Source organism: Streptomyces sp. NPDC058812 (assembly GCF_042744565.1).
Lineage (GTDB): Bacteria > Actinomycetota > Actinomycetes > Streptomycetales > Streptomycetaceae > Streptomyces > Streptomyces thinghirensis.
Map to the genome: position 1 here is coordinate 738,897 of NZ_JBHYOB010000001.1, position 17,890 is coordinate 756,786.

Annotated in this window: 22 protein-coding genes, 1 tRNA gene and 1 riboswitch; of the genes, 6 read left to right on the plus strand and 17 right to left on the minus strand. The window is 69.2% G+C overall.

Annotated features, from left to right (window positions below; translation table 11 throughout):
• Window positions 1–4 precede the first annotated feature (4 nt).
• Entirely contained in the window at window positions 5–856 is an 852-nt protein-coding gene (locus ACFW48_RS03420) for an ABC transporter permease (protein ID WP_386310019.1), read from the minus strand.
• Window positions 849–1,655 (minus strand): ABC transporter permease, encoded by an 807-nt coding sequence (locus ACFW48_RS03425; RefSeq protein WP_386310257.1) that lies wholly within the window; start codon window positions 1,653–1,655, stop codon window positions 849–851. Before ACFW48_RS03425 ends, ACFW48_RS03420 begins: the two co-directional genes overlap by 8 nt.
• A 224-nt stretch (window positions 1,656–1,879) precedes the next feature.
• On the opposite strand from ACFW48_RS03425, the gene ACFW48_RS03430 reads away from it, so the two are divergent.
• The gene (locus ACFW48_RS03430; protein WP_386310022.1) at window positions 1,880–4,303 is read left to right on the plus strand and encodes a transglycosylase domain-containing protein; all 2,424 of its coding nucleotides are present in this window, start codon (window positions 1,880–1,882) and stop codon (window positions 4,301–4,303) included.
• A gap of 15 nt (window positions 4,304–4,318) precedes the next feature.
• Here ACFW48_RS03430 and ACFW48_RS03435 read toward each other — a convergent pair whose 3' ends face one another.
• From ACFW48_RS03435 to ACFW48_RS03445, 3 genes are all read right to left on the minus strand, one after another.
• On the minus strand, window positions 4,319–4,639 hold the full coding sequence (locus tag ACFW48_RS03435; protein WP_055417143.1) for a multidrug efflux SMR transporter: 321 nt from the start codon (window positions 4,637–4,639) through the stop codon (window positions 4,319–4,321).
• Window positions 4,640–4,670: 31 nt separating this feature from the next.
• Window positions 4,671–4,734: riboswitch (guanidine-III (ykkC-III) riboswitch) on the minus strand.
• A 65-nt stretch (window positions 4,735–4,799) separates the two neighbouring features.
• The gene (locus tag ACFW48_RS03440) at window positions 4,800–5,102 is read right to left on the minus strand and encodes a GroES family chaperonin (protein WP_386310258.1); all 303 of its coding nucleotides are present in this window, start codon (window positions 5,100–5,102) and stop codon (window positions 4,800–4,802) included.
• Window positions 5,103–5,179: 77 nt separating this feature from the next.
• A complete protein-coding gene (locus ACFW48_RS03445; protein WP_386310024.1) occupies window positions 5,180–5,512 on the minus strand; it encodes a DUF3618 domain-containing protein in 333 nt (110 codons plus the stop codon).
• Window positions 5,513–5,605: 93 nt separating this feature from the next.
• Between ACFW48_RS03445 and bcp the strand changes: the two genes are divergently transcribed.
• Together bcp and ACFW48_RS03455 are read left to right on the plus strand one after the other, a co-directional pair.
• The gene (gene bcp / locus ACFW48_RS03450; RefSeq protein WP_386310026.1) at window positions 5,606–6,073 is read left to right on the plus strand and encodes a thioredoxin-dependent thiol peroxidase; all 468 of its coding nucleotides are present in this window, start codon (window positions 5,606–5,608) and stop codon (window positions 6,071–6,073) included.
• 42 nt (window positions 6,074–6,115) lie between these two features.
• Window positions 6,116–6,202, plus strand: a tRNA-Leu gene (locus ACFW48_RS03455).
• Between the two features lie 17 nt (window positions 6,203–6,219).
• Here ACFW48_RS03455 and rdgB read toward each other — a convergent pair.
• The 4 genes from rdgB to ACFW48_RS03475 all read right to left on the minus strand — a co-directional run bounded on the left by rdgB (window position 6,220) and on the right by ACFW48_RS03475 (window position 8,512).
• Window positions 6,220–6,822 carry an RdgB/HAM1 family non-canonical purine NTP pyrophosphatase gene (gene rdgB, locus ACFW48_RS03460; RefSeq protein WP_386310029.1) on the minus strand — a complete coding sequence of 201 codons (603 nt, stop codon included), beginning with the start codon at window positions 6,820–6,822 and terminating at the stop codon, window positions 6,220–6,222.
• A 43-nt stretch (window positions 6,823–6,865) separates the two neighbouring features.
• Complete coding sequence (locus ACFW48_RS03465) at window positions 6,866–7,276, minus strand: hypothetical protein (RefSeq protein ID WP_386310031.1); 411 nt, start codon at window positions 7,274–7,276, stop codon at window positions 6,866–6,868.
• 186 nt (window positions 7,277–7,462) lie between these two features.
• Entirely contained in the window at window positions 7,463–8,203 is a 741-nt protein-coding gene (gene rph / locus ACFW48_RS03470; protein WP_386310033.1) for a ribonuclease PH, read from the minus strand.
• Between the two features lie 75 nt (window positions 8,204–8,278).
• Window positions 8,279–8,512, minus strand: a complete 234-nt coding sequence (locus ACFW48_RS03475; RefSeq protein ID WP_003975905.1) for a glucose PTS transporter subunit EIIB — start codon at window positions 8,510–8,512, stop codon at window positions 8,279–8,281.
• A 159-nt stretch (window positions 8,513–8,671) separates the two neighbouring features.
• Here ACFW48_RS03475 and ACFW48_RS03480 point away from each other — a divergent pair, with 159 nt between their 5' ends.
• Window positions 8,672–9,967 carry a PTS transporter subunit EIIC gene (locus ACFW48_RS03480; RefSeq protein ID WP_386310260.1) on the plus strand — a complete coding sequence of 432 codons (1,296 nt, stop codon included), beginning with the start codon at window positions 8,672–8,674 and terminating at the stop codon, window positions 9,965–9,967.
• A gap of 226 nt (window positions 9,968–10,193) precedes the next feature.
• A complete protein-coding gene (locus ACFW48_RS03485; protein WP_386310036.1) occupies window positions 10,194–11,444 on the plus strand; it encodes a PTS transporter subunit EIIC in 1,251 nt (416 codons plus the stop codon).
• A gap of 81 nt (window positions 11,445–11,525) precedes the next feature.
• On the opposite strand, the gene ACFW48_RS03490 is transcribed toward ACFW48_RS03485, so the two are convergent.
• Window positions 11,526–12,278 carry an MBL fold metallo-hydrolase gene (locus ACFW48_RS03490; RefSeq protein WP_386310038.1) on the minus strand — a complete coding sequence of 251 codons (753 nt, stop codon included), beginning with the start codon at window positions 12,276–12,278 and terminating at the stop codon, window positions 11,526–11,528.
• 204 nt (window positions 12,279–12,482) lie between these two features.
• Between ACFW48_RS03490 and ACFW48_RS03495 the strand changes: the two genes are divergently transcribed.
• Window positions 12,483–12,947, plus strand: coding sequence for a type II toxin-antitoxin system PemK/MazF family toxin (locus ACFW48_RS03495; RefSeq protein ID WP_386310040.1), 465 nt, complete (start codon window positions 12,483–12,485; stop codon window positions 12,945–12,947).
• 4 nt (window positions 12,948–12,951) lie between these two features.
• Here the strand turns inward: ACFW48_RS03495 and ACFW48_RS03500 are convergent, their stop codons facing one another.
• From ACFW48_RS03500 to clpS, 7 genes are all read right to left on the minus strand, one after another.
• Complete coding sequence (locus tag ACFW48_RS03500) at window positions 12,952–13,902, minus strand: PLP-dependent cysteine synthase family protein (RefSeq protein WP_386310042.1); 951 nt, start codon at window positions 13,900–13,902, stop codon at window positions 12,952–12,954.
• Between the two features lie 6 nt (window positions 13,903–13,908).
• Complete coding sequence (locus tag ACFW48_RS03505; protein WP_386310045.1) at window positions 13,909–14,196, minus strand: MoaD/ThiS family protein; 288 nt, start codon at window positions 14,194–14,196, stop codon at window positions 13,909–13,911.
• Between the two features lie 100 nt (window positions 14,197–14,296).
• Window positions 14,297–14,392: a putative leader peptide gene (locus ACFW48_RS03510; protein ID WP_310873142.1), complete on the minus strand. Its 96-nt coding sequence runs from the start codon at window positions 14,390–14,392 to the stop codon at window positions 14,297–14,299.
• A 102-nt stretch (window positions 14,393–14,494) separates the two neighbouring features.
• The gene (locus ACFW48_RS03515; protein ID WP_053131720.1) at window positions 14,495–14,917 is read right to left on the minus strand and encodes a Mov34/MPN/PAD-1 family protein; all 423 of its coding nucleotides are present in this window, start codon (window positions 14,915–14,917) and stop codon (window positions 14,495–14,497) included.
• A gap of 179 nt (window positions 14,918–15,096) precedes the next feature.
• Window positions 15,097–16,524, minus strand: a complete 1,428-nt coding sequence (locus ACFW48_RS03520; RefSeq protein ID WP_386310048.1) for an amino acid permease — start codon at window positions 16,522–16,524, stop codon at window positions 15,097–15,099.
• A 353-nt stretch (window positions 16,525–16,877) separates the two neighbouring features.
• Entirely contained in the window at window positions 16,878–17,486 is a 609-nt protein-coding gene (locus ACFW48_RS03525) for a DUF2017 domain-containing protein (protein WP_386310051.1), read from the minus strand.
• Window positions 17,487–17,527: 41 nt separating this feature from the next.
• On the minus strand, window positions 17,528–17,845 hold the full coding sequence (gene clpS, locus ACFW48_RS03530; RefSeq protein WP_279559661.1) for an ATP-dependent Clp protease adapter ClpS: 318 nt from the start codon (window positions 17,843–17,845) through the stop codon (window positions 17,528–17,530).
• Window positions 17,846–17,890: the final 45 nt, after the last annotated feature.

Below are 17,890 nucleotides of genomic sequence, written 5' to 3' on the forward strand. Positions count from 1 at the left end.
TCCCTCAACTCCCCGTACTCCGATACGAGCGAAGCCCCGCCCGCCAGGCCAGCCCCGCCAGCGCGCAGCAGGCCACGGCCACGAGCGGCGGCGCGAACGCCACCCACCGGGGCAGGTCCAGCGGATAGGGCCGGTCCAGCACGTAGCTCGCCGGCAGCCAGTTGACGAAGGCCAGCGGCATCACGAACGTCACCCCCCGCACCAGGTCCAGCGCGAACACCGTCGGCGGGTACTGCAACATCGTCGTACCGCCGTAGGTGAAGGCGTTCGACACCTCCGAGGCGTCCTGCGCCACGAACTGGAACGCCGCCGCGGCCACGAACACCGCGCAGAAGATCCCCGCCCCGCTGAGCAGCATCACCGGCATCAGCAGCAGCTTCGCCGCCGTCCAGTCGACGTCCAGGACCGTCAGCGCGTACCCCAGCACCAGCACCCCCTGCGTCACCCGGCCCAGCCGGCGCAGCGCGAACCGGTCGGCCGCCACCTGCGCCAGCACCGGCGCCGGACGCACCAGCAGCGTGTCCAGCGTGCCGTCGCGCACCCGCCGGCCCAGCCGCTCCATCGAGCCGATCGCCAGGTCGGCCAGCCCGAAGCAGACACCGGACACCCCGTACAGGAACGCCACCTCGGCCAGCGACCAGCCGCCCAGCGCGTCGACGCGGGAGAACATCAGCAGGATCGCCACGAAGTCCAGCGCGGTCGCCGCGAAGTTCCCGAACGTCGTCAGCGCGAAGGACGTCCGGTACGCCATCGTCGACCTGATCCACATCGCCGCGATCAGCCGGTACGTGCGCAGCCCCTCGGTGACCCGGCCGGAGGGCTCCGTCCTCCCGTCCGCGTGAGCCGTCTCAGCCACCCTGGACCACCACCCGTCGCGTAGCCGCCGACTGCACCAGCCGCCCCACCGCCAGCAGCGCCACCGCCCAGCCCGCCTGGAAGAGATACGTCCCCAGCGGATCGGCCTCTCCCAGCAGCACGTCCGCCGGCGCCTGGAGCAGCGAGGACCACGGCAGCATCCGTACGACCTCACCGAGCCCGCCGGGGAACACGTTCAGCGGCAGCAGCATCCCCGAACAGAAGAACCCCGCGAGCCACGCCATCTGCGTCACCCCCATGCCGTCCATCAGCCAGAACGCCGAGAGCGCCACCAGGTACCGCAGCGCGAAACTCACCACCGCCGCCAGCACCACCGCCACCAGGAACGCCCCCCACGTGGCCACCTCCCGCGGCAGCGCCACCGGAAAGAACAGCGAGCCGAAGGCGAACGGCACCACCCCGCGCCCCAGCAACTGGAACAGCGCCCGCCCCACATCCGCCGCCAGCCACCACAGCTGAAGATCCGCCGGCCGGTACAGATCGACGGCGATGTCACCCGTACGGATGCGCTCCATCAGCTCGTCCTCGAACCCGCCGCCCCCGATCGCCAGCGCCGCCAGCAACGCCTGTCCCAGCCACACGAAAGTGACGGCCTGCGCCTGGTCGTAGCCCCCGAGCTGCGGTTTCTCGTCCCACAGGGCCAGATAGGTGTATACCAGGATCAATCCGAAGACCGTGTTGGTGAACACCCCGGCGGCGGTGGCCGCCCGATAGGTCGCGTACCGTCGGAATCCCCCCGCCGCGACGGCCGCGTACAACCGCCCCGAGCCCACGCCCACGACTCCCACCCTCCGAATGGCACCGAAGCGCAGGAGCCTAGTGCGACGGCGACGGCACGTGCCACGGAATTTCGCGGGTGTGCCGCCGAGTGGGAACGGAACGCCCGGTGCGAGAGTCTTCTTCAGAGGGCGTCAAAGGCGTGAGAAGGCGCCGGAGGACGCAGAGGCGTACAAGGCCGTACGAGACCAGACCGTACGACGCGAAACAGGAGTCCGTGCACGAGATGAGCGACGAGCCGCAGCCGCAGCAGCCGAACCAGGGTTGGGCGCCGAGAGAGCCCCAGGCGGCCGGCGAGGGGAAGGCCGGCGACGGGAAGGCCAAGAAGCCCAAGCGGCCGGCGCGCACCGGATGGCGCCGGCTCGTCCCGACCTGGCGCATCGTACTGAGCACCTGCCTCATCGGCGTCCTGCTGCTGATCGGCGGCTTCTTCATCGGCTACCACCTGGTACAGATCCCGGCCGCCAACGCGCTCGCCACCAAGCAGTCCAACGTCTACCTGTACGCCGACGGCAGCGTCCTCGCCCGCGACGGCGAGGTCAACCGGGAGAGCGTCGGCCTCGCCCGCATCTCCAAGGACGCCCAGCACGCCGTCCTGGCCGCCGAGGACCGCGACTTCTACACCGAGTCCGCCGTCGACCCGGGAGCCATGGTCCGCGCCGGCTGGAACACCGCCACCGGCAAGGGCAAGCAGTCCGGCTCCACCATCACCCAGCAGTACGTCAAGAACTACTACCTCGCGCAGGAACAGACCATCACCCGCAAGGTGAAGGAGTTCTTCATCTCGATCAAGCTCGACCGCGAGAAGAGCAAGAGCGAGATCCTCGAGGGCTACCTCAACACCAGCTTCTTCGGCCGCGGCGCCTACGGCATCCAGTCCGCCGCCCAGGCCTACTACGGCGTCGACGCCAAGGACCTCACCGCGGCCCAGGGCGCCTACCTCGCCTCCCTGCTCAACGCGCCCAGCCAGTACGACGTCGTCGCCCACCCCGAGAACAAGCCCGCCGCCGAGGCCCGCTGGAACTACGTCCTGGACGGCATGGTCGAGAAGGGCTGGCTCAGCCGGGCCGAACGCGCGAACCAGAAGTTCCCCGCGCCCAAGGAGAGCACCATCTCCACCAACATGTCCGGGCAGCGCGGCTACGTCGTCAACATCGTCAGGGACTACCTGGTCCAGCACGAGGTCGTCGACGAGGAGGAACTCGACCGCGGCGGCTACCGCATCACCACCACCCTGCAGAAGGACAAGCAGAACGCCTTCGTCAAGGCCGTCGACGACAAGCTCATGTCCAAACTGGACAAGAAGGAACGCAAGGTCGACACCTACGTCCGCGCGGGCGGCGCCTCCGTCGACCCGGAGACCGGCAAGGTCGTCGCGATGTACAACGGCATCGACTACGTCAAGCAGTACACACCCAACGCCACCCGCCGCGACTTCCAGGTCGGCTCCACCTTCAAGCCCTTCGTGTTCACGTCCGCCGTCGAGAACCACTCCGAGACGCAGGACGGCCGCACGATCAACCCGAACACGACCTACGACGGCACCAGCGAACGCCCCGTCCAGGGCTGGAGCGGCGGCCGCTACGCCCCGGAGAACGAGGACCACCGCGACTACGGCGACGTCACCGTCCGCGAGGCCACCGACAAGTCCGTCAACGCCGTGTACGCCCAGATGGCCGTGGACGTCGGCTCCGACAAGGTCCAGCAGACCGCGATCGACCTCGGCCTCTCCAAGAACACCCCCGAGCTGACCCCCTCCCCCTCCATCGCCCTCGGCGTGGCCACCGCCAGCCCCCTCGACATGGCCGAGGCGTACGCCACCCTCGCCAACCACGGCAGGCACGGCACGTACACGCTGGTCGAGAAGGTCATGAAGGACGGCAAGCACGAGGTCGAGCTGCCCGAGCGGCGCGAGCGTCAGGCCGTCAGCCGCGAGGCCGCCGACACCACCACCTCCGTCCTGCGCAGCGTCGTCCAGAACGGCACCGCCACCGCCGCCCAGGCCGCCGGCCGCCCCGCCGCCGGCAAGACCGGCACCGCCGAGGAGGACACCGCCGCCTGGTTCGCCGGCTACACCCCCGAGCTGGCCACCGTCATCGCCGTCATGGGCCAGGACCCGGAGACCGCCGCCCACAAGTCGCTCTACGGCGCGATGGGCCTGCCCCGCGTCAACGGCGGCGGCGCGCCCGCCGAGATCTGGGGCCAGTACACCCGCGACGCCCTCAAGGGCGAACCGGTCACCGACTTCGACCTCCAGCTCCAGACCGGCGCCGACGTCACCGCCTCCCCGTCCGGCGACTCCTCGGACGAACCCGGAACGGGCGACGAGAGCGGCAGCGGCGATCCCGACGACGAGCCGACCGGCGACGAGGAGGACACCGACACCGCGACCCCGGGCCGGACCGGCGGCGGCAGCACCCCGCCGGGCGGCGACACCGGCACCGGCGACCCGTCGACCGGCGGTCCCACCACGGGCGGCGCCACCACCGAACCGGGCCCCACGGGCGGCGGCGACGGAGGCGGGGACGACTCGACGAACGGCGGCGGCACCACAGAAGGAGGCGGCGGCGACACGACCGGCGCGGGCGGCGGAGGCGACTCGGACACCGGAACGGTCGCCGGCATCCCCGTCACACCCCGCCGCCAGTGACAGCGCCCCGGGACGTCAGTGCCCGGAGGTCGCCTTCAGACCCACCACGGCGACCAGCAGCAGACAGATGAAGAAGATCCGGGCGGCGGTCACCGGCTCACCCAGCACCACCATGCCGAGCACCGCCGCACCGGCCGCGCCGATCCCCACCCACACGCCGTAGGCGGTACCGATGGGCAGCGTCCGGGCCGCGTACGACAGCAACACCATGCTGGCGACGATCCCCGCACCGGTGAACAGACTCGGGACGAGACGGGTGAACCCGTCCGTGTACTTCATCCCGATCGACCAGCCGACCTCGAGCAGACCGGCGACGAGCAACAGAACCCAGGCCATGACAGGCACCTCCGTGAACGGACTGAACGGTGGTGCGTCGTCTTTTCCTTCAGCCCGGTACGGCGCGTCTCGTCGGGGTACTTCCCAAGCTAGCAAAGGCAGCGGAAAGGGGCTGGTGACCTTGGTCACCAGCCCCTGAGATCCGATACGGCCCCTTGTTTCAGAGGTACAGCCCGGTCGAGTCCTCCGACCCTTCGAAGCGGTCCGCGGCCACCGCGTGCAGATCACGCTCGCGCATCAGCACGTACGCCGTGCCCCGCACCTCGACCTCCGCACGGTCCTCCGGGTCGTACAGCACCCGGTCGCCCGGCTCCACCGTCCGTACGTTCTGCCCCACCGCGACGACCTCGGCCCAGGCCAGCCGCTTGCCGACCGCCGCCGTGGCGGGAATCAGGATCCCGCCCCCGGAACGCCGCTCGCCCTCACCGGTGTCCTGCCGCACGAGTACGCGGTCGTGCAGCATCCGGATGGGCAGCTTGTCGTCCGGGGAACTGTGCTCGTTTCTCCTGTCGCTCACGCCCTGAACCTACCTGCCCTGGCTCATCGCCGGCGCCGCCGGGTACCGCCCAGGGCGAGCAGCCCCACCACGCCGACCACGACGAGCGCGACGGGCACCACCCGCTCCATCCGGGGCGAGCCCTCCTCGTCCACGAACTGCGACTTCACATCGCTGACCACACGATTGACCCCGACGTACGCACGCCCGAGGGTGTGATCGACGCTGGAAGCGACCTTGGCCTTCGCATCGCCCACGATCGTCTTCGGGTGCACCCGCATCCCGATCTCGTCGAGCGTCTCGGCCAGCACCTCGCGGCGGCGCTTGATGTCCGCCTCGATCTGCGCCGGGGTTCTGATGTCCGACGTGTCCGCCACCGTACGGCCTCCGAAGTCTGCTGACGCTGTTCCGGACAGTCTGTCAGCTACTCGCCCCGCTGCACTGTCAGGACCCCCGGTTACGCTGGTTCGATGAGCGAGCGACTCCAGCCCGGGGACGTGGCCCCCGCCTTCACCCTCCCGGACGCCGACGGCAACGAGGTGTCCCTGTCCGACCACAAGGGCCGCAAGGTCATCGTGTACTTCTACCCTGCTGCCCTTACCCCCGGTTGCACGAAGCAGGCGTGCGACTTCACGGACAACCTGGAGCTGCTGACCGGCGCCGGCTACGACGTGATCGGCATCTCCCCGGACAAGCCGGAGAAGCTGGCCAAGTTCCGCGACGCCGAGTCCCTGAAGGTCACCCTCCTCGCCGACCCGGACAAGAAGGTCCTGGACGCGTACGCGGCCTTCGGCGAGAAGAAGAACTACGGCAAGACCTACATGGGCGTCATCCGCTCCACGATCGTCGTCGACGAGGACGGCAAGGTGGAACGCGCCCTGTACAACGTCCGCGCGACGGGCCACGTAGCCAAGATCATCAAGGATCTGGGGATCTGACGGCGCTGCCCGACCAGTAGCATGGCCGGGCAGCAGCGCCGGGCGGCCGTGGTGGAATTGGCAGTCACGCTGGGTTTAGGTCCCAGTGGGGTAACTCCCGTGAGGGTTCGAGTCCCTCCGGCCGCACCAGTACGTTCTTCGGCTGCTCAGCCGAGCAGCTCCCGCACCACCGGCACCAGCGCCCGGAACGCCTTCCCCCGGTGGCTGATCGCGTTCTTCTCGTCCGCCGTCAGTTCCGCGCACGTGCGCGTCTCGCCCTCCGGCTGGAGGATCGGGTCGTAGCCGAAGCCGCCCGTGCCGGCCGGGGCGTGGCGCAGGGTGCCGCGCAACCGGCCCTCGACGACCCGCTCCGTGCCGTCCGGCAGGGCCAGGGCCGCCGCGCAGGCGAAGTACGCGCCCCGGTGTTCGTCGGCGATGTCGCCGATCTGGGCGAGGAGGAGGTCGAGGTTGGCCTTGTCGTCGCCGTGGGTGCCGGACCAGCGGGCGGAGAAGATGCCGGGCGCGCCGTTCAGGACGTCGACGCAGAGGCCGGAGTCGTCGGCGACGGCGGGGAGGCCGGTGGCCTGGGCGAGGGCGTGGGCCTTGAGGAGGGCGTTCTCGGCGAAGGTGACGCCGGTTTCCTTGACGTCGGGGACCTCCGGGTAGGCGTCCGCGCCGACGAGGTCGTGGGGCAGGCCTGCGTCGGCGAGGATGGCCCTCAGTTCGGTGATCTTTCCGGCGTTGCGGGTGGCGAGGATCAAGCGGGTCATGGGGTTCAGTATCCCGGCCCTCGCCGTCCCGCTCGCACCGCCCTTACGGCGTGCAGACCTTCGTCAGTTCGCCGGCCGCGTCGGTGACGGGGCTGAGGTCGGGGGTGTTGTCGCCGTTCTCGACGGAGGTGCGGACGTTGTCGACGGCCTTGCCGAGGTCGTCGACCGCCTTGTTGACGTCGGCGTTGTCGCTCTTGTCGCCGATCTTGTCGAGGTTCTTGTCTATGGAGTCGAGGGATTCCTCGAGTTGCGTCGGGTCGTTGGACGCGTTCTCCACGGCCTGCTGGAGTGCGGTGACGCTGTCGGCGATGGCGTCGGCGGTCTGGACGCAGTCGAGGGCCTTGTCGACGGCGTCGCATCCGGTGGTGAGTCCGGCCGTCAGGGCGATGGCCGCCACGGTGGCGGCGGCGGTGACGGTGGTGCGGCGAAGGCGGCGGTGGCGGCTCGCGGCCATGGGTCTCGGTCCTCCCCTTGGGACAGGCCGGGCGGCCCGTGTTCGGTCGGTGCGACGTCGGGCGTACGGCTGGTGAGGCCGCACGCCCGTAGAACTGCTGTGCTGTTGTACTGCTAGTGACGCGGTGGCGGGCGGTGGAGTTGCGCCTCCGGGCCGCCTTTTCTTGATCCGTCCTTGGTGTTCTCTTTACTTTTCGAGGACCGCGTCAAGGGCCTTGCGCTGGAGTTCGGCCAGTTCGGTGCAGCCGGCGGCGGCGAGGTCGAGGAGGGCGTTGAGTTCGTCGCGGTCGAAGGGTTCGGCCTCGGCGGTGCCCTGGACCTCGACGAAGCGTCCGTCACCGGTGCAGACGACGTTCATGTCGGTGTCGGCGCGGACGTCTTCCTCGTAGCGGAGGTCGAGGAGGGGGGTGCCGTCGACGATGCCGACGGAGACGGCGGAGACGGTGCCGGTGAGGGGCTTGCGGCTGGGCCTGATGAGCTTCTTGGTGGTCTGGGCCCAGGTGATGGCGTCGGCGAGGGCGACGTAGGCGCCGGTGACGGCGGCGGTGCGGGTGCCTCCGTCGGCCTGGAGTACGTCGCAGTCCAGGACGATGGTGTTCTCGCCGAGTGCCTTGTAGTCGATGACCGCGCGCAGGGAGCGGCCGATGAGGCGGCTGATCTCGTGGGTGCGGCCGCCGATGCGGCCCTTGACGGACTCGCGGTCGCCGCGGGTGTTGGTGGCGCGGGGGAGCATGGCGTATTCGGCGGTGACCCAGCCTTCGCCGCTGCCCTTGCGCCAGCGGGGGACGCCTTCGGTGACGGAGGCGTTGCAGAGGACTTTGGTGTCGCCGAAGGAGACGAGGACGGAGCCTTCGGCGTGCTTGCTCCAGCCGCGTTCGATGGTGACGGGGCGGAGCTGCTGGGGGGTGCGGCCGTCGATTCGTGACATGCGGGTGAGCCTAGCGGGCGCACGGGCAGGGGCCCGTCCCGTGGTGGGAGGGGCCCCTGGGTGCGCTCGGCGTCTTTACATCATGTCTTCGATCTCGGCTGCGATCGGGTCGGCGTCGGTGCCGATGACGACCTGGATGGCGGTGCCCATCTTGACGACGCCGTGGGCGCCGGCGGCCTTCAGGGCGGCTTCGTTGACCAGCGCGGGGTCGTTGACCTCGGTGCGGAGGCGGGTGATGCAGCCTTCGATCTCGTCGATGTTGTCGATGCCGCCGAGGCCGGCGACGATCTTCTCAGCCTTGCTGGCCATGTTCTTTCTCCCTGATCCGAGCCGCTTTGTCGCAGTAACCCACAGTTGGCCCATCTTCGCGAGCCATCGGTGGGGCTTGTACCGAATGATGGCGTCACGGCGGCGGAGCCGTCTGTCAACTGGTCTACACCAGTGTACCGGCGACCGGATGGAGACCGGATGAGTGCCGACAGTGGGGTCAGCCCTGCACGCGCCCGATGGAACAAGGCGTTCCAGGGCCTGCAGAAGATGGGCCGCAGTCTTCAGTTGCCCATTGCGGTCCTGCCCGCGGCGGGCATTCTCAATCGCCTGGGGCAGCCGGACGTCTTCGGGGACGACGGTCTCGGGTGGACGAACGTCTCGAAGGTGATGACCGGCGCGGGCGGTGCGCTGCTGGACGGTTCACTGGGGCTGCCGCTGCTGTTCTGCGTGGGCGTGGCCATCGGGATGGCGAAGAAGGCGGACGGTTCGACGGCGCTGGCGGCGGTGGCGGGGTTCCTCGTCTACTTCAACGTGCTGCGGCAGTTCCCGGAGGACTGTCCGGAGGGTTCGGAGGCGGTGCCGCAGATCGGGTGCCAGTTGACGGACGGGTCGGGGACGGTGACGGCGTTCACGTTCCAGAATCCGGGGGTCTTCGGCGGCATCGTGATGGGGTTGCTGACGGCCTATTTCTGGCAGCGTTTCCATCGGACGAAGCTGGTGGACTGGCTCGGGTTCTTCAACGGGCGCCGGCTGGTGCCGATCATCATGGCGTTCGTGGCGATCCTGTTCGCGGCGCTGTGTCTGTGGGTGTGGCCGCCGATCGGTGACGCGCTGGAGAGTTTCAGCGACTGGCTGACGGGGCTGGGCGCCTGGGGTGCGGGTGTGTTCGGGCTGGCGAACCGGGCGTTGCTGGTGATCGGCCTGCATCAGTTCCTGAACGTGCCGATGTGGTTCCAGTTCGGTTCGTACACGAAGCCGGACGGCACGGTGGTGCACGGCGACATCAACATGTTCCTGGCGGGCGACCCGAACGCGGGCCAGTTCACCTCGGGCTTCTTCCCGATCATGATGTTCGCGCTGCCGGCGGCGGCGCTGGCGATCACCCACTGCGCGAAGCCGCATCGGCGCAAGGAGGTCGGCGGTCTGATGCTGTCGGTGGCGCTGACGTCGTTCGTGACGGGGATCACGGAGCCGCTGGAGTACTCGTTCCTGTTCATCGCTCCGGTGCTGTACGCGGTGCACGCGGTGCTGACGGGTGTGTCGATGGCGGTGACGTGGGCGCTGGGCGTGAAGGACGGGTTCAGCTTCTCGGCGGGGCTGATCGACTACGTCATCAACTGGAATCTGGCGACCAGGCCGTGGCTGATCATTCCGATCGGTCTGTGTTTCGCGGTGGTGTACTACGTGGTCTTCCGGTTCGCGATCACGAAGTTCGACCTGAAGACGCCGGGGCGGGAGCCGGAGGACGAGGTGGAGGACGTGACGAAGGTGTAGACCTCACGCACCCTCGCGTACCCTTTGACCGTGGTCTAGCGAAGGCCCTCGGACCGACCGTCCGGGGGCCTTCGGCACGCCCTCGCGGGGCCCTGGCCAGGGGGCTCGACCCGGTACTGCGCGTAGTGCCTCCGTCGCGGAATCGCGGGTTCCTTACGCGGCCTTCATCGTGCTACAACAGGTCTACACCACTGAGTGGTGTAGACCACCACCCGATGGAGGAAGTATGAGCACCGCCACCGACAAGGCGGCCCCCGCAAAGAAGCGGGGATCTGGTCTTTTCCAGGGTTTGCAGAAGGTCGGCCGCAGCCTGCAGCTGCCGATCGCCGTGCTTCCGGCGGCCGGCATCATGGTCCGGCTCGGCCAGGACGACATCTTCGGCAAGGACGGCCTGGGCTGGGACCGCGTCGCCGCCGTCTTCAACAACGCGGGCGGTGCTCTGACCGGCTCGCTGCCGATCCTGTTCTGCATAGGCGTGGCCATCGGCTTCGCCAAGAAGGCGGACGGCTCGACCGCTCTGGCCGCGGTGGTCGGCTTCCTCGTGTACAGCAAGGTCCTGGAGGCCTTCCCGGTCACCGAGGCGGTGGTCAAGAAGGGCGAGGACGTCGCCGCGACGTACAACGACCCGGGTGTCCTCGGCGGCATCATCATGGGTCTGCTCGCCGCGGTGCTGTGGCAGCGGTTCCACCGCACCAGGCTGGTGGACTGGCTCGGCTTCTTCAACGGCCGCCGGCTGGTGCCGATCATCATGGCCTTCGTCGGCATCGTGGTCGGTGTCTTCTTCGGTCTGGTCTGGGAGCCCATCGGTACCGGCATCTCGAACTTCGGCGAGTGGATGACCGGCCTCGGCGCCGGTGGCGCGGCCCTGTTCGGCGGCGTGAACCGCGCGCTGATCCCGGTCGGCATGCACCAGTTCGTCAACACCGTGGCCTGGTTCCAGCTCGGCGACTTCACGAACTCCGCCGGTGAGGTCGTGCACGGCGACATCACCCGCTTCCTGGCCGGTGACCCGTCCGCCGGTATCTTCCAGTCGGGCTTCTTCCCGATCATGATGTTCGGTCTGCCGGCCGCCGCGATCGCCATCGCGCACTGCGCCCGCCCGGAGCGCCGCAAGGCCGTGATGGGCATGATGATCTCCCTGGCCGCGACCTCGTTCGTCACCGGTGTGACCGAGCCGATCGAGTTCTCGTTCATGTTCATCGCGCCGGTCCTGTACGTGCTGCACGCGGTGCTCACCGCCGTCTCGATGGCGATCACCTGGGGCCTGGGTGTGCACGCCGGCTTCAACTTCTCGGCCGGTGCCATCGACTACGCCCTGAACTGGCATCTCGCCACCAAGCCATGGCTGATCATTCCGATCGGTCTGGTGTTCGCGGCGATCTACTACGTGACGTTCCGCTTCGCGATCATCAAGTTCAACCTGAAGACCCCGGGCCGCGAGCCCGAGGAGGAGGTCGAGGACCTCACGAAGGCGTGAGTCCCCGCCGTAGCCAGGCATGACGAGGGCCCCGGAACCGGGAAGGTTCCGGGGCCCTCGTCGTCCCTGAGCCGGGGCTAGCTAGATCTCGTACACCGCGCCCGCCGCGGCGACCTCCACCGGCCCGTCGTAGACCTCGCGTGCGTCGGCGAGGTTGATCCGGGGGTCGGTCCACGGGGGGATGTGGGTGAGGACCAGGCGGCGGGCGCCGGCGCGGGCGGCGCTCTCGCCCGCCTCGCGGCCGTTGAGGTGCAGGTCGGGGATGTTCTCCTTGCCGTGCGTGAACGCGGCCTCGCACAGGAACAGGTCGGTGTCGCGGGCGAGTTCGTCCAGCGTGGCGGTGACGCCCGTGTCGCCGGAGTAGGTCAGCGACCTGCCGCCGTGCTCGACCCGGATGGCGTAGGCCTCCACGGGGTGGGCGACGCGTTCGGTGTGCACGGTGAAGGGTCCGACCTCGAAGGTGGACGGCTTGACCGTGTGGAAGTCGAAGACCTCACTCATGGACGAGGCGGAGGGGGTGTCGGCGTAGGCGGTGGTGAGCCGGTGCTCGGTGCCCTCGGGTCCGAAGACCGGGAGGGGGGCGCAGCGGCCGCCTTCGTGCCGGTAGTAGCGCGCCACGAAGTAGGCGCACATGTCGATGCAGTGGTCGGCGTGCAGGTGGCTGAGGAAGATCGCGTCGAGGTCGTAGAGACCGCAGTGGCGCTGCAACTCGCCGAGGGCACCGTTGCCCATGTCGAGGAGCAGCCGGAAGCCGTCGGCCTCGACGAGGTAGCTCGAGCAGGCCGATTCCGCGGACGGGAACGACCCCGAGCAGCCGACGACGGTGAGCTTCATGAAGCAGAAACCTCCGCTGGCGCGTGTGGAGAGACGGGGGTCGTGCGGTTTGTCGAGCGTAAGGCGCAAAACCTTGGGTCGCTCCTCCGCCAGGGGCCGTTGTGGGCGAACTCACCTGCGGTGTCACCGGTTCGGCTGGAAGCGGGGCGCGCGGGGCCATGGAGGGGGCGCGCGGGGGCAGTGCGCGCCGGTACGGTCGTCGGTATGGACAGGTCCTGGTGGCTCGCCCTCGCGGCGGTGGTACTGCTCGCGCTCGTCGCCACGGTCGTCGACGGCTGGGGTCGGGGGCGGCGGCCTCCGCGGCCGGGCGGCAGCCGGCGTCCGCCGGGTCGGCCCACGGGGCCGAGGGGGCGGGCGGGCCGGCCGCGGCCCGCGGAGATCTGGTGGGCGAACGTGCCGTACGAGGACTCCGGCGGTGCGAAGGACCGGCCGTGTCTGGTGGTCCAGGTGCGCGGGCGGCGGGTACTGGTGGCGAAGATCACCAGCCGGTACCGGGCCGGGCGGGCCGGGGTGATCGCGTTGCCGCCGGGCTCGGTCGGGGACGCGCGGGGGCGGACGAGTTTCCTGGAGACCGACGAGTTGCGGGAGGTGCCCGTGGGGGACTTCCGGCGGCGGGTGGGTGTGGTGGACCCGGTCCTGTGGGACCAGGTCCGTCACCTCGCCGAGTGAGCGGTCAGGCCCAGAGCTGGCCCTGGAGGGTGTCGATGGCCTCCTCGTCGGTGGCCGCCGTGTAGACGCCGGTGGAGAGGTACTTCCAGCCGCCGTCGGCGACGACGAACACGATGTCCGCGCTCTCGCCGGCCTTCACCGCCTTCTTCCCCACGCCGATCGCGGCGTGCAGGGCGGCGCCGGTGGAGACGCCCGCGAAGATGCCCTCCTGCTGGAGCAGCTCACGGGTGCGGGTGACCGCGTCGGCGGAGCCCACCGAGAAGCGGGTGGTGAGGACGGAGGCGTCGTACAGCTCGGGTACGAAGCCCTCGTCGAGGTTGCGCAGGCCGTACACCAGGTCGTCGTAGCGCGGTTCGGCGGCGACGATCTTCACGTCCGGCTTGTTCTCGCGCAGGTAGCGGCCCACGCCCATCAGGGTGCCCGTGGTGCCGAGGCCGGCCACGAAGTGGGTGATGGACGGCAGGTCGGCGAGGATCTCCGGGCCGGTGCCGGCGTAGTGGGCGCCGGCGTTGTCCGGGTTGCCGTACTGGTAGAGCATCACCCAGTCCGGGTGCTCGGCGGAGAGTTCCTTGGCGACCCGTACGGCGGTGTTGGAGCCGCCCGCGGCCGGGGAGGAGATGATCTCCGCGCCCCACATGGCGAGCAGGTCCCGGCGCTCCTGGGAGGTGTTCTCGGGCATCACGCAGACGATGCGGTAGCCCTTGAGCTTGGCGGCCATGGCGAGTGAGATGCCGGTGTTGCCGCTGGTCGGTTCGAGGATCGTGCAGCCCGGGGTGAGGCGGCCGTCCTTCTCCGCCTGCTCGATCATGTGGAGCGCGGGGCGGTCCTTGATCGAGCCGGTCGGGTTGCGGTCCTCCAGCTTGGCCCAGACGCGGACGTCGTCGGACGGCGAGAGCCGCGGCAGGCGCACCAGAGGGGTGTTGCCCACCGCGGCCAGCGGGGAGTCGTAGCGCATCGCCGATCAGGCCATACCGCCGGCGACGGCCGGCAGGATCGTGATGCTGTCGCCGTCGGTGAGCTTGGTGTCGATGCCGTCCAGGAAGCGGACGTCCTCGTCGTTCAGGTAGACGTTGACGAAGCGGCGCAGCTGGTCGCCGTTCGCCTCGTCGACGAGTCGGGCCCGGATGCCCGTGTGCCGGGTCTCGAGGTCGGTGAAGAGTTCGGCGAGGGTGTCCCCGGTGCCCTCCACCGCCTTCTGGCCGTCGGTGTACTGGCGGAGGATGGTCGGGATGCGGACCTCGATGGCCATGGCTGAGGGCTCCTGTCGGAAGGTGTCGTGGGTTCGGTGGGGCGCACGGCGGCACGCGGCAGCCCGCCGCGGCGCACGGCCGTACGGCGGCAGCGGAAGATCAACAGATGGCGCTGTTCAGCCTGCACAGGTCGACGTGCAGCCGCGCCACGAGCAGCGTGCCCGGCGCCTTTTCGCTCACGTCGAGAAGAACCATGGGCTCATCGTATCGATTCCCGGTCCGGCATTCGGAGTGTGATCTCACCTTGTGGACGCTTTACGTCCGCGATGCGGTATCGGTGGGCTCTCGCTCAGGCCCTCAGTACGCCTCCACGACCTTGACCTCCTCCTCGGTCACCTCGCCGTCCAGGATCCGGAACGACCGGAACTGGAAGTCGCCGGCACCGTCGGTGTCCGCCGTGGAGACCAGGACGTAGTGGGCGCCGGGCTCGTTGGCGTAGGTGATGTCGGTACGGGAGGGGTAGGCCTCGGTGGCCGTGTGGGAGTGGTAGATGACCACCGGCTCCTCGTCCCGGTCGTCCATCTCCCGGTAGAGCTTGAGCAGGTCCTGCGAGTCGAACTCGTAGAAGGTCGGCGAGCGGGCGGCGTTCAGCATCGGGACGAACCGCTCGGGGCGGCCCTCGCCCACGGGGCCGGCCACCACGCCGCACGCCTCGTCGGGGTGGTCCTCGCGCGCGTGGGCGACGATCTGGTCGTACAGGGCCTGGGTGATGGTCAACATGCGGCCCAGGATAAGCAGAAGGACCGTCCCGTACCGATGGGTGGTACGGGACGGCCCATATGCCGGACATCCTGAGCGGTGGCCGTGCCGGGTGCCACGAGCACCCCGTGCGGCCGGACGTCCGTGATGCGCGCGAACGCGCTGGTCAGCGCCGGTCGGCGGGACGACCGGGACGACTGTCAGCCGATCTTCTCGAACTCCGGTTCGCCGGGCCGCTCGGTGATCTCCGGGTTGCGGCTCTTGAGCACGGCCCAGCCGATGCCGAGGGCGGCGGCCCAGCCGGCCATCACGTACAGGCAGACGCGGGCGTCGGCGTCGTAGGCGATCAGGCAGGTGACGAAGAGCAGGAAGGCGATGGCGATGTAGGAGCACACCGAGCCGCCCGGCGCCGGGAAGGAGGAGGCGGGCAGGCGGCCCGCGACGACCTTGCGGCGGTACAGCACGTGGCTGATCAGGATCATCAGCCAGGTCCAGATGCCGGCGGCGGTGGCGATGGAGGTGACGTAGCCGAAGGCCTTCTCCGGGACGACGTAGTTCAGGACCACGCCGATGCCCATGAAGATCACCGAGATGCCGATGCCGATGGCCGGGGTCTTGGTCGACGACAGCCGGCTGAAGACCCTGGGAGCCTCTCCGTTGTCCGCGAGGGTGCGCAGCATGCGGCCCGTGGAGTACATGCCGGAGTTGCAGGACGACAGGGCGGCGGTGAGCACGACGAAGTTGACGATGCCGGCGCCGGCCGGGATGCCGATGACGGTGAACGCCTTCACGAAGGGGCTGACGCCCTCGGCGAATTCCGTCCACTTCACCACGGCCAGGATGACGGTGAGGGCGCCGACGTAGAAGAGGGCGATGCGCCAGGGCAGGGTGTTGATCGCCTTGGGGAGGGTCTTCTCCGGGTTCTCCGACTCACCGGCGGTGACACCGACCAACTCGACGGCGAGGTAGGCGAACATGACGCCCTGGAGGGTCATCAGGGACGAGCCGATGCCCTTGGGGAAGAAGCCGTCGAAGGCCCACAGGTTGGAGACGGCGGCGGTGTCGCCGGCCTGGCTGAAGCCGAGGGTGAGCACGCCGACGCCGATCACGATCATGCCGATGATGGCGGTGACCTTGACCATCGACAACCAGAACTCGATCTCGCCGAACAGCTTCACCGAGATCAGGTTGGCCACGAACAGCAGCACCAGGAAGACCAGGGCCGACACCCACTGCGGGATGTCCGGGAACCAGTAGTGGATGTAGATGGCGGCGGCGGTGAGTTCCGCCATGCCGGTGACCACCCACATCAGCCAGTACGTCCAGCCGGTGAAGTAACCGAAGAAGGGGCCGAGGAACTCGCGCGAGTACTCGGCGAAGGAGCCGGAGACCGGTCGGTAGAGCAGGAGTTCGCCGAGCGCCCGCATGATGAAGAAGATGATCACGCCCGCCAGGGCGTACATGAGGATGATGCTGGGGCCGGCCTTGGCGATGTTGGCCCCGGCGCCCAGGAAGAGGCCGACGCCGATGGCGCCGCCGATCGCGATCATCTGGACCTGGCGGCTGTTGAGCCCGCGCTCGTAGCCCTCTTCGGGGGCTTTGTCCGTGTCGACCTGCGCAGAGGTCATGTGTGGTGCGCCTTTCTCCATGCCGACCCGGGCCTTGCGTCGGCCTCGGATCGGGTCTCGATCCCCCCGGATGATGGAGTCGAGCGGGCCTCACGCCCCGCTCTTTTGCCTGGCCGGCGGTCCGCCGGCTCGGTGGCGCACCCGGCCGAACATTCGGGTGGTGTTCGCCGGGCGGTCGTGAAGATTTACCACGACCGCGTCCCTGGCCACAGAGGCGATCTGTGACGTGTCACACAGACAGAAGCGAACAAAAGGCGCCCCAGGGGTGCAAAAAAGGGCGCCGGTTTGACGGGATCATTACCCGGATTTGAGGCTCCGCTGAGCGGACACCTTGCGTGGGCGAACCGCCTCGTTCAGGGCATAAGGGTCGCGACGAGCGACTCCTGGAGCCCGCCGAGCCACAGGTACGCCATCACCATCGGCTTGCGCGGGTCCTCGTCCGGGAGCCGGTAGAGCAGGTCGGTGTCGTCCTCGTCGGCGATCTCCAGCCGGGAGCCGATCGCGAGGCGCAGGTCGTTCAGGGCGCGCAGCCACTGCTGGGACTCCTGGGGCGGCAGCTTCAGCACCGCGCCCCCCTCGCCGGCCGACGCCGAGGCGAGGGTGTCCAGGGTGCGGATGACCGCGAGCGCGTTGTCGCGCTTGCCGGCCCGCAGGTCGTTCTCGGTGTAGCGGCGGAACTCGGCGGAGTACGCCCGCTGCTCCTCGGCCTCCTTGGCCTGCGGGGCGCCCTCGGGGTCGCCGTAGGCGTCCGGGAACAGGCGCCGCAGCACCGGGTCGGAGGGCGGTTCGCTCGGGCCGTCGGCGAAGAGCTCGGCGAGCGGGTCGTCGGAGGCGTCCTCGGCGGGGCCGGGACCGATCAGCTCCAGGAGCTGCACGGCCAGGGACCGGATGATGGAGATCTCGACGTCGTCGAGGGCGACGGCCGCACCGCCGCCGGGGAGTGGTTCGAATTGTCCGGGCATGGAGGCGATTCAGCTACTTCCGTCCTGCGGGCGGGCGTGGGTCATTTCCGGTCCTGCTGGAGGGTGGCCCACAGACCGTAGCCGTGCATGGCCTGGACGTCCCGCTCCATCTCCTCGCGCGAGCCGGTGGAGACGACCGCCCGGCCCTTGTGATGGACGTCCTTCATGAGCTTGGTGGCCTTCTCCTTCGAGTAGCCGAAGTACGACTGGAAGACGTACGTCACGTAGCTCATGAGATTGACGGGGTCGTTGTGGACGATCGTCACCCAGGGCACGTCGGGCTCGGGTACGGCGAAGACCTCCTCCGCCGATTCGGTCTTCTCGATCTCCATGGGTGCGGCTGCCGTCACATGGCCCATGCTGCCACCACAGGGGGGCACTCGCACAAACGGGCCTGTGGGCCA